A 13718-nucleotide genomic window follows, 5' to 3' on the forward strand; every position below is an offset into this window, starting at 1 on the left:
CCCTTGCCGACATCCGTGCCGACCCGACTCGGCCTTCCCTCCATGCTGCGCGCCGGTGCCACCGCGCTAGGCCTCTCGCTGATCCTGGCCGCCTGCGGTGGCGGCGGAGGAGGCGGCGGCGGCCTGCCGTTCCTGCCCATCGTGCCACCGGGCAACGGTGGCGACACGCCCGTCGAGCCGCCGCCGGCCCAGACCGCGAAGGCCTGCGCCGAGCTCGCCGGCATGACGCTGGCCGCCGCGCAGATCAGCCTGCCCACGCAGGGCGCCACCGTGACCAGCGCCACCGCGGTGGCTGCGGGCGATGCCGGCAACAACTACGGCGACTACTGCCGCGTGCGCGGCACCATCCAGCCGGTGGACCCGAACTCGCAGCTGATCAACTTCGCGCTGAACCTGCCCGAGAAGTGGAACCAGAAGACCATCCACTTCGGCGGCGGCGGCTTCGACGGCGTGCTGATCGACGGCACCGAGGTGATCCGCTTCGGCCCGCGCGAAAAGCCCGCGCCGCTCGCGCTCGGCTATGCCACCTACGGCGACGATTCGGGCCACCAGGCCAGCAGCATCACCGACGGCCGCTTCGCCGCCAACGACGAGCAGCTCGCCAACTACGGCGGCCAGTCGCTCAAGAAGACGCGCGACGTGGCGCAGGCGCTGGTGCTCGCGCGCTACGGCAGCAAGCCGAAGAAGGCCTACTTCCTCGGCACCTCGACCGGCGGGCGCGATGCGCTGAGCTACATCCAGCGCTGGCCGCTCGACTACGACGGCGTGATCGCCAACGAGCCCGCGCTCAACTACACGGGCACGCGGCTGTCGAACGTGGCCGTGGGCCGCGCGCTCTACAACAACGGCGGCGCGGGCTGGATGAACGTGGCCAAGACGCTGTTGGTGCAGCGGACCGTGCTGCAGGCCTGCGACAAGCTCGACGGCGCGGCCGACGGCATCGTGAGCAACGTCGAGAGCTGCCGCCAGCTCAACACGCAGATCCTCGCCTCGCTGCGCTGCACCGGCGGCACCGACACCGGCGACGGCTGCCTGTCCGACGCGCAGCTCGATACCGTGCGCACCATCGAGTCGCCGCTCGAGTTCACGAGCTACGCGCTGGGCAACGGCGTGAAGCGCGCGGGCGGCTACAACCTGCTCGAAGGCGCGCTGGTGGCGGGCCCGTACACCACGCGCGACCTCGGCACGCGCAAGGTGCCGGCCAACCCGGCGACCTCGGCCGACGCCAACATGTACGTCACCGGCGACCAGTGGGTGAAGTACTTCGTGACGCGCATCGAGGGCTTCGACACGCTGACCTTCGATCCGCTGAACCCCGGCGCCTACGCGGCGCGCGTGACCGAGGTGTCGAACCTCACCGACGCCACCAACCCGGATCTCGCGCCCTTCTTCGCGCACGGCGGCAAGCTGATCATGTTGCACGGCCTGGCCGACGAGGTGATCAGCCCGAACTCGACCATCGACTACTACAAGCAGCTGATCGCCACCGTGGGCCAGGCCTCGGTCGACCAGAACGTGCGCTTCTACACCGTGCCCGGCATGGGCCACGGCACCGGCGTGTTCATCCCCAACTGGGATTCGCTCGCGGCGCTCGAGGGCTGGGTCGAGGGCGGCCTCGCGCCCGCCACCGGCGTGGCGGTGGACGCGGTGGCCGGCACCTACGGCCGCACCCGCCCGCTGTGCCAGTTCCCGGCCTGGCCCAAGTACCGCGGCAGCGGCAGCCTCGACGCGGCCGTCAACTACAGCTGCGTGACCGAGGTCGGCGATCCGCTGGCCTGCCCGAACCTGCCCGCGGCCGTTGCCACCTACAAGGGCGGCGACAGTTTCGGCGAAGAGCTGCGCGTGCAGATCGACCCGGCGACCATGGCCTACACCGTCACTGTCGATGCCAGCCTGCAGCGCACCGCCGGCACCACGCGCAGCGGCACGCTGGTGTCGCAGGGCCAGTGCAGCTACACCAGCGGCGAGAGCGGCGCGGTGTTCGCGTTCGCGCCGGGCGGCGTGCTGCTGGGCGGCGTGAACGCGCCGAGCGGCGGCGGCTTCGCACCGCTGCTCGCGTTCCAAAACACCTTCGAGAACTCGGCCTCGCCCGCGGTGTTCAACCCGGTCGCGAACATCTTCAACACGGTCGGCGTGCAGCAGGGCAGCGGCGGCGCCGCGCCCTATGCCGGCGCGGTGCGGCTGCGCAACGCGGGCACCTTCCAGTACTGCCGCAGCGCGGCGGGCAATGCCGGCAGCTTCATGGTCTACGACGCCAACTGCACCGAGACCGAGAAGGGCTACATCAGCTGGAACGGCACGCGCAATGCCTTCGACCTGCGCACCACCGCGCCGACCGGCGGCGCCACCACCACCGGCGGCACGCTCACCGGCTCGATGGTGATCGGCCTGGTGAACGGCGCCGCGGTGCCGATGCACCTGGTGCGCGAATCGGCCACCAGCTTCGGCCTGCGCCTGCACGCGACGCAGCTGAGCCTGACCGCGGGCGCGGCCGACGGCAGCTACGTGATGGCCAGCGTGAAGGGCGAGAACGCCGCGGCCACCGTGACCGGCACCGGTTTCAACCTCGCGGGCACGACCGCGACGCTGAGCTACGACAAGCCGGTGCCGGGCGTGGTGGAATCCAGCCTCGGTGCGCCGGACCACTTCCTCTTCAACAGCGGCGTGCTCGGCTTCGTGTCCGGCGCGGGCACGAGCGCGGCGCTGCAACTCGGAGTACGCCATTGACGATGCATCTCGAGCGGCGGGCGCGTCCCGCCTTCGCGGCGGCGCTGGCCGCGGCCACCGCCTGGTTCGCCACGCTGCCGGCGCAGGCCGCGCGCGTCGAAGGACCGCGCGCCGCCACCTGCCCGGCCCCGGTCCCCGAGGGCGCCCGCTGCTACACCGGCGCCGACGGCACCGGCGCGCTCTACTGGATCGCGATCCCCAAGGACTGGAACCGCGGCGTGCTCGTGATGCACGCGCACGGCGGCCCTGAAACCGGACCGCCCAAGCTCGAGCGCAGCGAGGAGGACCTCAAGCGCTGGGCCGTGACCGTGAAGGCCGGCTATGCCTGGGCCGGCTCCACCTACCGGCGCGGCGGCTATGGCGTGACCATGGCGGCCGAAGACACCGAGCGCCTGCGCCAGCTCTTCGTGCGCCAGTTCGGCGAGCCGCGCCGCACCCTGCTGCACGGCCAGAGCTATGGCGCGGGCGTGGCGGCGAAGGCGGCCGAGCTCTATGCGCCGGCCGGCGGTGCCAAGGGCCCCTACGACGGCCTGCTGCTGACCAGCGGCGTGCTCGGCGGCGGCAACAGCGCCTACGACTTCCGGCTCGACCTGCGCGTGGTCTACCAGTACGTCTGCCGCAACCATCCGAAGCCCGACGAGCCGCAGTACCCGCTGTGGCAGGGCCTGCCGCTCGATGCGAAGCTCACGCGCAAGGAACTGGCCGACCGCGTGCGCGACTGCACCGGCGTGGGCCTGCCCGCGGCGCAGCGCACGCCCGAGCAGGCCGCGCGGCTCAAGACCCTCCTCACGGCGGTGAAGATCCCCGAGCGCTCACTGGTCGGCCACCTGAACTGGGCCACCTGGCTGTTCCAGGACCTGACGCAGCTGCGGCTGCAGGGCCGCAATCCCTTCGGCAATATCGGCGTGAGCTATGCCGCGGCGCCGGCCGAGGCGGCCGCGCTCAATGCCGGCGTGCTGCGCTACGCGGCCGACCCGCAGGCCAAGGGCGCGCTCGCGGCCGACAGCCAGCCCACGGGCCGCACCGCGCTACCCACCGTGGGGCTGCATGCCATCGACGACCCGACCGCCTTCGTCGAACTCGAGAACGCCTACCGCCGCATCCGCGACGCGGCCGGCACCGGCGAGCTGCTGGTGCAGAGCTTCAGCGACGAGCGCGAGCACAGCTACCTCAGCGATTCGGAATACCCGGCGCTGTTCGCGGCGCTGCTCGACTGGATCGACAAGGGCGAGAAGCCCACGCCCGCGGGGCTCGCGCAACGCTGCGCCGCGCTGATGCCGCGCTACGACACCGACGGCAAGAACGGCTGCCACATCCAGCCGGCCTGGCAGCCGCCGCCGCTCGAGCAGCGCGTGCCGGCGCGCGCGCCCTGACCCTCTTTTCGCATTCGACCTTTTCAATACCCGGAGACTCCATGACCCAGCGTTCCGCTTTCGCCTTCGCCCTTGCCACGGTGGCCGCCGCCTGCGCCTTCACCGTGCAGGCGCAGGACTTCCCGGCGGGCAAGCCCGTCACCATCGTCGTGCCCTTCGCGGCCGGCGGCCCCACCGACCGCGTCGCGCGCGACCTCGCCGAGGCGCTGCGCAAGCCGCTCGGCGGCGCCAGCGTGATCATCGACAACGTGCCCGGCGCGGGCAGCTCGATCGGCGCGGCCAAGGTGGCGCGCGCGGCACCGGACGGCTACACGCTGCTGCTCAACCACATTGCCATGGCCACCGTGCCGACGCTGGTGCGCAACGTGCCGTTCAAGGTCGAGACCGATTTCGAATACCTGGGCATCGTCAACGACGTGCCGATGACCCTGATCGCCAAGCCCAGCCTGCCGGCCAACAACTACGCCGAGCTGTCCTCGTGGGTGACGGCCAACAAGGGCAAGATCAACATCGGCAATGCCGGCGTGGGTTCGGCCTCGCACCTGTGCGGCCTGCTCTACCAGAGCGCCACCAAGACCGAGATGACGCCCGTGCCCTACAAGGGTACCGCGCCGGCCATCACCGACCTGATCGGCGGCCAGATCGACCTGCTGTGCGACCAGACCACCAACACCTCGCCGCAGATCGAGGCCAAGAAGGTCAAGGCCTATGCCGTGACCTCGCCCAAGCGCCTGACCACGCCGCTGCTGAAGGACCTGCCGACCTTGCAGGAGGCCGGCCTCAAGGACTTCCAGGTCACGATCTGGCACGGCCTCTACGCGCCCAAGGGCACGCCGGCGGCCATCCAGAAGAAGCTCAACGAGGCGCTGAAGGCCGCCCTGAAGGACGCCGACTTCATCAAGCGCGAGGAAGCGCTGGGCGCCGTGGTCGCGACCGACGGGCGCATCGAGCCCGAGGGCCACAAGAAGTTCGTGGCGGCCGAGATCGCGAAGTGGAGCCCGATCATCAAGGCCGCGGGGGTGTACGCGGACTGAGCGCCGCGGGGTGCAGTCGGTGCGTCAGAGGTGCTGCGAGATCAGCACCGCGGCGCCCGCGAGCGAAATCGCGCCGCCGACGAGTTTTCTGAGGTTCCTGAGCGTCATGGTGGTTCTCCTGGCTGAGGCTCCATGGTGCCGCGCTTCACCCCGGCGCGGGTTTGGAAATCCTCATGCCGGGGATAGCCACGGCCAGTCGGGTCAATGGTCGTGGTGCAGATAGCTGGCCTGCCGCGGCAGCCGCAGGCTCACGAGGAAGGCGATCACCATCATCGCGCTCACGTACCAGAAGAAGGCCGACTCGTGGCCCAGCGACTTCAGGCCCAGCGCCACGTACTCGGCCGAGCCGCCGAAGATCGCGTTGGCCACCGCGTAGGCCAGGCCCACGCCTAGCGCGCGCACCTCGGGCGGGAACATCTCGGCCTTCACGATGCCGCTGATCGAGGTGTAGAAGCTCACGATGGCCAGCGCCACGATGATCAGCACGAAGGCCAGCACCGGGCTGGTGGTGTGCTGCAGCGCGGTGAGGATCGGCACGGTGGCGATCGCGCCCAGGCCGCCGAACAGCAGCATGTTGTTGCGCCGGCCGATGCGGTCCGACAGCGCGCCGAACAGCGGCTGCATGCACATGTAGGCGAACAGGGCGCCGGTCATCACGTAGCTCGCGGTCTTGATCGGCAGGTGCACCGTGTTCACCAGGTACTTCTGCATGTAGGTGGTGAAGGTGTAGAAGATCAGCGAGCCGCCGGCCGTGTAGCCCAGCACGGTGAGGAAGGCCGGCGTGTGGTGCCTGAACAGGCCGGCGATGCTGCCGGCCTCCTTGTTCTTCTTGGCTTCGTCGCTCTGCGTCTCGTGCAGCGTGCGGCGCAGCAGCAGCGCGACCACCGCGGCGATGGCGCCGATCACGAACGGGATGCGCCAGCCCCAGGCCTTGAGCTCGGCCTCGCTCAGCAACTGTTCGAGCACCACGATGACCAGCACCGCGAGCAGCTGGCCGCCGATCAGCGTGACGTACTGGAACGAGGAGAAGAAGCCGCGCTGGCCGCGCAGCGCGACCTCGCTCATGTAGGTGGCGGTGGTGCCGTATTCGCCGCCCACCGACAGGCCCTGGAACAGCCGGCACATCAACAGCAGGAACGGCGCCCAGGCGCCGATGGCCGCGTAGGTCGGCAGGCAGGCGATGACCAGCGAGCCGCCGCACATCATCGTGACCGAGATCAGCATCGAGGTCTTGCGCCCGAGCCGGTCGGCGATGCGGCCGAACAGCCAGCCGCCGATCGGCCGCATCAGGAAGCCGGCCGCGAACACGCCCGCGGTGTTGAGCAACTGCGCGGTGGGATCGGACTTGGGGAAGAAGGCCGGCGCGAAGTAGAGCGCCGAGAACGCGTAGACGTAGAAGTCGAACCACTCGACCAGGTTGCCCGAGGAGGCCGCCATGATCGCGAACACGCGGTGGCGTTTTTCTTCCGCGGTGTAGTGGGGTGGGGATGCGGAAGCCGCCGGGCTTCCCGGGCTCGCGTGGAGGGGCGTGGTCGCGCTCATGGTGCCTGTGGGCCACCGAACGGGCCGGCGGCCGTGTTGTTGTTGCCGGACCATTCTGCGCCGCACGATGACCGGGTCGTGTCAGCCGGTGCCGCATCGGCCTATCGCCGATGGGGCCTTGCGGGCGGCCCGCGCCCCCGGAACGGACCCATGGCAGCCGGCTAGAACGTGCCCGGCAGCAGGATGCCCGAATCCACCGTGTTGATGTCGGTATGGCCGCAGAAGGCCATGGTCACGTCGAGTTCCTTGTGGATGATCTGCAGCGCGCGCGTCACGCCGGCCTGGCCGTAGGCGCCCAGGCCGTAGAGGAAGCTGCGGCCGATCATCGTGCCGCGGGCGCCGAGGGCGCGTGCCTTGAGCACGTCCTGGCCGCTGCGGATGCCGCCGTCCATCCAGACCTCGATGTCGCGGCCCACGGCGTCGGCGATGGCCGGCAGCGCGCTGATCGAGGAGGGCGCGCCGTCGAGCTGGCGCCCGCCGTGGTTCGACACGATCAGCGCGTCGGCGCCGCTGTTCGCGGCCAGCCGCGCGTCTTCCGCGTCGAGGATGCCCTTGAGGATCAGCTTGCCGCCCCAGCGTTTCTTGATCCACTCGATGTCGCCCCAGTTCAGCGCCGGGTCGAACTGCTCGGCGGTCCACGAGGACAGCGAGGACAGGTCCTTCACGCCCTTGGCATGGCCCGCGATGTTGCGGAAGGTGCGGCGCTTGGTGCCCAGCATGCCGAGGCACCAGTGCGGCTTGGTCGCGAGGTTCAGCAGGTTCTTGATGGTGGGCTTGGGCGGCGTGGTCAGGCCGTTCTTGATGTCCTTGTGGCGCTGGCCGAGGATCTGCAGGTCGAGCGTGAGCTGCAGCGCCGACACGTTGGCCGCGCGCGCGCGGTCGATCAGGCGCTCGATGAAGTCGCGGTCCTTCATCACGTAGAGCTGGAACCAGAACGGATGGCGGTCGGTGTTCTCGGCGATGTCCTCGAGCGAGCAGATGCTCATGGTCGAGAGCGTGAACGGGATGCCGAAGGCCTTGGCCGCGAGCGCGCCCAGGATCTCGCCGTCGGCGTGCTGCATGCCCGTGAGGCCCGTGGGCGCGATCGCCACCGGCATCGCCACGTCCTGCCCGATCATGGTGGTGCGGGTGGAACGGCCCTCCATGTTGACCGCCACGCGCTGGCGCAGCTTGATCTTCTGGAAGTCGCTCTCGTTGGCGCGGTAGGTGCCCTCGGTCCACGCGCCGGAGTCGGCGTAGTCGTAGAACATCTTCGGCACGCGCCGCTTGGCGACCACCCGCAGGTCTTCGATGCAGGTGATCTTGGAAAGGTCGGGCACGGGGAGTCTCCTGTGGAACGGGGTTGTTGTCGTGGGCGGGCCTGGGGGCCGGGCCGTCGCCATTATTGGGCAGCAGCCTCTCCCGCAGCGCAACGCGCGGCGCCGTGAGTGTGGCCGCGGCGGGCCCCGGCGGGGCTGAAAAACGCTGCGCGGCGATCTGAAAAAAATTCAGGCGGCCGCTTCCCGCCTCGTCAGCCCTCGAGCGACTGCCGGGCCCAGGCCACGAAGGCCGCGCATTCGGGGCGCTCGAGCGCACCGGGCCGCCAGCACAGGAAGTAGTGGTTGGGCGAGGGCACGCTGACCGGCGACAGCCGCACCAGCCGGCCGCCGTCGATCCAGGCGCGGCCCAGGTGCAGCCGCATCAGCGCCACGCCCAGGCCCTCGGCGGCCGCCTCGAGCAGCAGGCCCAGGTCGGTGAACTGGGCGCCGCTGGCGGGCTCGGGCAGGCCGATGCCGTGGGCCGCGAACCAGATGCGCCAGTTCTCGAGCGGGGTGCGCAGCAGCTGGGCGCGTTCCACCTCGGCCCGGGTGGCGAAACCCTCGAACGGGCCGTGGCGCTTCAGGTAGGCCGGGCTGCACACGGGCGTGAGCGCATCGGCCGGGAACTGCAGGAACTCGCGCTGGCGGAACGGCCCGGCGCCGAAACGCAACTCGATGTCGGCCTCGTCGAGCGCGTTCTCGCGCATCGGCGCCGTCACCTGCATCACCAGCTCGACCTCGGGATGGGCCTCGCAGAAGCGCGCGAGCTGCGGCATCAGGATCTGGCGCGAGAAGGTCGGCGTGACGGCCACGCGCAGCCGGCGGGTGTTGGGCGCGGCCTCGCGGCCCGGCACCTGCTCGAGCGCGAAGATGGCCTCGCGCACCCGCGCCAGGTAGACGATGCCGTCGGCGCTGAGGCTGAAGTCGCTGCCCGCGAAGAAGCGCAGGCCGAGCTGCGACTCGAGCTGGCGGATGCGGTGGCTCACGGCGCTGGGCGTCACGCTGAGCTCCTCGGCCGCCAGGTTCACGCTGCGCAGGCGCGCGACGGCCTCGAAGGCGAGCAGGCCCTGGGTCGAGGGGAGGCGCGTGGAAGCCATGAAGGTGTGGAGGGCAGTGCGTAGAAGGAGGTTGTACCCGAGGGCGCGGGGCGGCCCACGGTTGTCCGCAGGTGGTGCGCCGCGGGGCCCGCGGGCGTACGATGGTATCGAAGCGCCGCGGGCCCGACCGCCCCGGCGCTTCGTTTCGCCGCGCCGCAATGCAGTGCAGAGGGGACAGGTGGAAGGAACAGGGGGTCTGAGCGATCGCAGTGTGTTGCAGCGCATCCGTCACATCGAATACCAACAGTACGGAGACAGACACATGGTTTGGCAACAGGTTTACAACCCGTTCGGGAGCATGGTGGTATCGACGGCGCTCGCCGCGATACCGGTGGTGGTGATGCTGGTGTGCCTCGGCCTCCTGCACGTCAAGGCCCACTTCGCGGCCGGGCTCGGCCTCCTCAGCGCGCTGGCGATCGCGGTCTTCGCCTTCGGCATGCCGGCCGACATGGCGGGCAAGGCCGCCTTCCTCGGCGGCATCACCGGGCTGCTACCGATCGGCTGGATCGTGCTCAACATCATCTTCCTGCAGCAGCTCACGCAGCAGAACGGCAGCTTCCAGGTGCTGCAGGATTCCATCGCCGGCATCACCGAGGACCGGCGGCTGCAGCTGCTGTTGATCGCCTTCGCATTCGGCGCCTTCTTCGAGGGCGCGGCCGGCTTCGGCACGCCGGTGGCGGTCACGGCGGCCATCCTGATCGGGCTGGGCTTCTCGCCGCTCGCCGCCTCGGGGCTCTCGCTGATCGCCAACACCGCGCCGGTGGCCTTCGGCGCGCTCGGCACGCCGGTGCTCACGCTGGCCAAGGTGCACGGCTACGACCTGATGGCCGTCACCGCGATGATCGGCCGGCAGCTGCCCTTCTTCTCGGTGCTGGTGCCGTTCTGGCTGATCTGGGCCTTCGCGGGCCGCAAGGGCATGTGGGAGGTCTGGCCGGCGATCCTGGTCACCGGCGTCTCGTTCGCGATCCCGCAGTACCTGGTGTCGAACTTCATCGGCCCCGAGCTGGTGGACATCATCGCGGCCATCGTCTCGATGGTCTGCCTGGTGCTGTTCCTGCGCGTGTGGAAGCCCGCCAGGACGTGGACCTCGGTCTCGCTCAAGGGCCACGAGGCCGACGGCGGCGAGGCCGCGCCGGTGGGCGCGCCCGCCAAGCACCCCACCGCCGCGGTGGTGCGGGCCTGGACCCCGTGGCTGATCCTCACGGTGTTCGTGTTCATCTGGGGCCTGCCCTCGGTCAAGACCTGGCTCAACGGCATCTTCGCGCCCAACTTCCCGATCGAGGGACTGCACAACATGATCGAGAAGGTGGCGCCGGTGGTGCCCAAGCCGACCAAGGAAGGCGCGGTCTACCAGCTGCTGCTGCTCTCGGCCACCGGCACCGGCATCCTGGTGTCGGCGCTCGTGGGCGGGCTGGTCATGAAGTACAACCCGGTCCAGCTCGTGGCCGCCTACGGCCGCACGCTGTGGCTGGTGAAGTTCTCGCTGCTCACCATCGTGCTGATGCTCGCGCTGGGCACGCTCACGCGCTACTCGGGGCTCGACACCACGCTGGGCCTGGCCTTCGCCAACACCGGCGTGTTCTATCCCTTCTTCGGCACCCTGATGGGCTGGCTGGGCGTGGCGCTCACGGGGTCCGACACGGCCTCGAACGTGCTGTTCGGCGGCATGCAGAAGGTGGCGGCCGATCAGCTCGGGCTGAGCCCGAACCTGATGGGCGCGGCCAACAGCTCGGGCGGCGTGATGGGCAAGATGATCGATGCGCAGTCGATCGTGGTGGCCTCGACCGCCACGCGCTGGTTCAACCACGAGGGCGAGATCCTGCGCTACGTGTTCTTCCACTCGATCGCGCTGGCCTGCCTGGTTGGCATCCTCGTGACCCTGCAGGCCTACGTGTGGCCGTTCACCGCGATGGTGGTGAAGTAGGCGCCGCGGCGTCGGCCAGCGCGCGCAGCAGCCGGCGCAGGTCCTCGACCGCCTCGCGCACCAGCTCGGCGCCGCCCACCTGCGCCTTGACGATCGCGCCGTCGATGCCGATGGCGGCGGCCTGCGCGAGCGCCATGCGCTGCGGCAGCGTGGTGGGCAGCAGATCGGCGATCACCTCGACCATCTCGCGCTTGTGATCGCGCGCGCGCTCGGCCGCGCCCTCGACGCTGCCGCCGACCTCGGCCACGGCGTTGATGAAGGCGCAGCCGCGGAACACCGGGTCGGTGAACCATTCGGCCATCACGTCGGCCAGCAGCAGCAGGGCCTGCGCGTCGCCGCTGCGCTCGTGCGCGCCGCGCCGCCCCAGCGCATCGACGAACCAGGCCATCCAGCGCGCATGCCGGTGGTCGAGGAAGGCGCGCACCAGGTCGTCCTTCGAGGGGAAGTGGCGGTAGAAGGTGACCTTGGTCACGGCCGAGGCCGCGATCACGCGGTCGATGCCGGTGGCGCGGATGCCGTCGGCATAGAAGAGGTCGTGCGCCGTGAGCAGGATGCGCTCGCGCGCGGGCAGGGCGGAAAGGTCCAGGTCCATGGCGCGATTGTAGGCACTCCCGCCGCCATGTAGACAGGTCTGTCTACATGTGGCACATTGCGGCCGGGCTACACCGCCTTTTCCCTTCCAACGTTCCCCTCTTCACCGAAAGACCGCCATGGAATCCGAATCCCGCCCGCCGCTGCCCCCGTTCACGCTCGAGACCGCGCTCAAGAAGGTCCAGGCCGCCGAAGATGCCTGGAACACGCGCGACCCGGTGCGCGTGAGCCTGGCCTACACGCCCGACACCGAATGGCGCAATCGCGCCGACTTCGTCAACGGCCGCGAGCAGGTGGTGCAGTTCCTGCAGCGCAAGTGGGTGCGCGAGCTCGACTACCGCCTGAAGAAGACGCTCTGGGCCTTCATGGACAACCGCATCGCGGTGCGCTTCGAGTACGAATGGCACGACGACTCGGGCCACTGGTTCCGCAGCCACGGCAACGAGAACTGGGAGTTCGCGCCCAACGGCCTGATGCAGCGGCGCTACGCGAGCATCAACGACCAGCCCATCGCGGAGTCGGAGCGCAAGTTCCGCTGGGAACGCGCCTGATGGCGCCGGGCCGGGCGGCGGCACGCCTGTTGCTTGCCCGTGTCCGGCACTCAAGGAGCACCTGAACATGAACCGCAACGACGTCACCGAGAAGATCATCGCCACCAAGGTGGCCAAGGGCCTGCAGTGGGCCGATGTCGCGAAGAAGCTCGGCCTCTCGAAGGAATGGACCACCGCCGCCTGCCTCGGCCAGATGACGCTCGACGAGAAGCAGGCGAAGATCGTCGGGCGCATCTTCGGCCTCAGCGCCGAGGAGCAGAAGTGGCTGCAGGTGGTGCCGTACAAGGGCTCGCTGCCCTCGGCGGTGCCGACCGATCCGCTGATCTACCGCTGGTACGAGATCGTCAGCGTCTACGGCACCACCATCAAGGAGCTGATCCACGAGGAGTTCGGCGACGGCATCATGAGCGCCATCGACTTCAGCATGGACATCCAGCGCCAGCCCGACCCCAAGGGCGACCGCGTGAACGTGGTGCTCTCGGGCAAGTTCCTGCCCTACAAGACCTATTGAGATCAGAAGGCGTAGTCGGCCGGCTCCTCGGGCGCGCTGTCCGAGCGGCCGCCCGGCGAGCGCAGCAGCGCGGGCACGGGGTGCGCCGCGTAGTAGCCGCCCTCGATCGCGCCGACGATCGAACGCGCCACCGCGTCGGCCGGTGCCAGCAGGCGCCGCCGCGTCGACATGCGCTCGCCGGCCAGGCCCGCGGCGATGCGCTCGAGGCGGGGGTCGCCCGGCGGTGCCAGCTCGGGATGGAGCACGCTCACGCGCACCCGGCCCGCATGCTCCTGGCGCAGCCCCTCGGAGATCGCGTCCACCGCGTACTGCGTGCCGTGGTAGACGGCCGACTCCGCCGTCACGCCCGTGACGGACACCGGCGCGAGGTTCACGATGTGGCCCCAGCCCTGCTCCTGCATCGTCGGCAGCACGGCCGCGATGCCGAGCAGCACGCCGCGCAGGTTGACGTCGATCATGAGCTCCCACTCCTCGATCTTGCGCATCCACAGCGGCGAGCGCGGCATCACGCCCGCGGCGTTGACCAGCGCGTCGATGCGGTCGTGGCGCTCGAGCGCGAGTTCGGCGAAGGCCTCCATCTCGGGGCGCAGCGTGACGTCGAGCCGCTGGAAGCTCGCCGAGCCGCCGATGGCCCGGATCTCGGCCGCGAGCGCCGCGAGCCGGTCGGTGCGGCGCGCACCGAGCACCACGTGGGCACCGCGCCGCGCGAGCAGCCGCGCGGTCGCTTCGCCGATGCCACTGCTCGCGCCGGTGATGAGAACGACTTTGTCCTGGATTGCGGTCATGGAAAACTCCTCGTGCTGAAGGGGATGCACAGGCGCCATGGGGGCTCCCGGCATGGTGAGAAGTTTCGCGCCCGGCGCGCTCCAGGCGGTATCCGGATCGAACGCGGTTCTTGCCTTTTTCTCCGAAACAAGGGGGCCGGCGCCGACAGCGCCGAGGCGCGCGCGAACTTTCTTCTCGCAGAGCCCATCTTCGGTGCATGGCCGTTCCGGGGCTGGCCGTTTCCGGCCCTGTGTCCGCCGGTTCTTGCCCGATCCTTCGCCGCGGCGGTGGCCCCGGCGGGCCGC

Annotated in this window: 11 protein-coding genes; 6 read left to right on the forward strand and 5 right to left on the reverse strand. The window is 70.0% G+C overall.

The genetic code is table 11. From position 1 onward, the window contains the following. Nucleotides 1–42 precede the first annotated feature (42 nt). From R0232_RS08865 to R0232_RS08875, 3 genes are read left to right on the forward strand one after another with little or no spacing between them, the layout of a single operon-like run. Complete coding sequence (locus R0232_RS08865) at nucleotides 43–2727, forward strand: tannase/feruloyl esterase family alpha/beta hydrolase (RefSeq protein ID WP_431512881.1); 2685 nt, start codon at nucleotides 43–45, stop codon at nucleotides 2725–2727. A 2-nt stretch (nucleotides 2728–2729) separates the two neighbouring features. After that, nucleotides 2730–4100: an alpha/beta hydrolase family protein gene (locus R0232_RS08870; protein WP_431512882.1), complete on the forward strand. Its 1371-nt coding sequence runs from the start codon at nucleotides 2730–2732 to the stop codon at nucleotides 4098–4100. 41 nt (nucleotides 4101–4141) lie between these two features. Further along, nucleotides 4142–5134 (forward strand): tripartite tricarboxylate transporter substrate-binding protein, encoded by a 993-nt coding sequence (locus R0232_RS08875; protein WP_296784143.1) that lies wholly within the window; start codon nucleotides 4142–4144, stop codon nucleotides 5132–5134. 201 nt (nucleotides 5135–5335) lie between these two features. Here the strand turns inward: R0232_RS08875 and R0232_RS08880 are convergent, their stop codons facing one another. From R0232_RS08880 to R0232_RS08890, 3 genes are all read right to left on the reverse strand, one after another. After that, nucleotides 5336–6676 (reverse strand): MFS family transporter, encoded by a 1341-nt coding sequence (locus R0232_RS08880; RefSeq protein ID WP_296784146.1) that lies wholly within the window; start codon nucleotides 6674–6676, stop codon nucleotides 5336–5338. 161 nt (nucleotides 6677–6837) lie between these two features. Beyond that, the gene (locus R0232_RS08885; protein WP_208513188.1) at nucleotides 6838–7995 is read right to left on the reverse strand and encodes an alpha-hydroxy acid oxidase; all 1158 of its coding nucleotides are present in this window, start codon (nucleotides 7993–7995) and stop codon (nucleotides 6838–6840) included. Nucleotides 7996–8186: 191 nt separating this feature from the next. Continuing rightward, on the reverse strand, nucleotides 8187–9071 hold the full coding sequence (locus tag R0232_RS08890) for a LysR substrate-binding domain-containing protein (RefSeq protein WP_057595286.1): 885 nt from the start codon (nucleotides 9069–9071) through the stop codon (nucleotides 8187–8189). A 262-nt stretch (nucleotides 9072–9333) separates the two neighbouring features. On the opposite strand from R0232_RS08890, the gene R0232_RS08895 reads away from it, so the two are divergent. Continuing rightward, the gene (locus tag R0232_RS08895) at nucleotides 9334–10995 is read left to right on the forward strand and encodes an L-lactate permease (RefSeq protein WP_431511876.1); all 1662 of its coding nucleotides are present in this window, start codon (nucleotides 9334–9336) and stop codon (nucleotides 10993–10995) included. Here the strand turns inward: R0232_RS08895 and R0232_RS08900 are convergent. Beyond that, the gene (locus R0232_RS08900; RefSeq protein WP_431512883.1) at nucleotides 10973–11581 is read right to left on the reverse strand and encodes a TetR/AcrR family transcriptional regulator; all 609 of its coding nucleotides are present in this window, start codon (nucleotides 11579–11581) and stop codon (nucleotides 10973–10975) included. The genes R0232_RS08895 and R0232_RS08900 overlap by 23 nt on opposite strands. 124 nt (nucleotides 11582–11705) lie before the next feature. Here R0232_RS08900 and R0232_RS08905 point away from each other — a divergent pair, with 124 nt between their 5' ends. Together R0232_RS08905 and cynS are read left to right on the forward strand one after the other, a co-directional pair. Then, nucleotides 11706–12137, forward strand: coding sequence for a DUF1348 family protein (locus tag R0232_RS08905; protein ID WP_057595284.1), 432 nt, complete (start codon nucleotides 11706–11708; stop codon nucleotides 12135–12137). Nucleotides 12138–12204: 67 nt separating this feature from the next. Beyond that, complete coding sequence (gene cynS, locus R0232_RS08910) at nucleotides 12205–12648, forward strand: cyanase (protein WP_093348453.1); 444 nt, start codon at nucleotides 12205–12207, stop codon at nucleotides 12646–12648. A gap of 2 nt (nucleotides 12649–12650) precedes the next feature. On the opposite strand, the gene R0232_RS08915 is transcribed toward cynS, so the two are convergent. Beyond that, nucleotides 12651–13433, reverse strand: coding sequence for an SDR family oxidoreductase (locus R0232_RS08915; RefSeq protein WP_093348456.1), 783 nt, complete (start codon nucleotides 13431–13433; stop codon nucleotides 12651–12653). Between the last annotated feature and the right edge of the window lie 285 nt (nucleotides 13434–13718).

Source organism: Variovorax sp. DAIF25, from assembly GCF_050711835.1.
Classification (GTDB): Bacteria; Pseudomonadota; Gammaproteobacteria; order Burkholderiales; family Burkholderiaceae_C; genus Variovorax.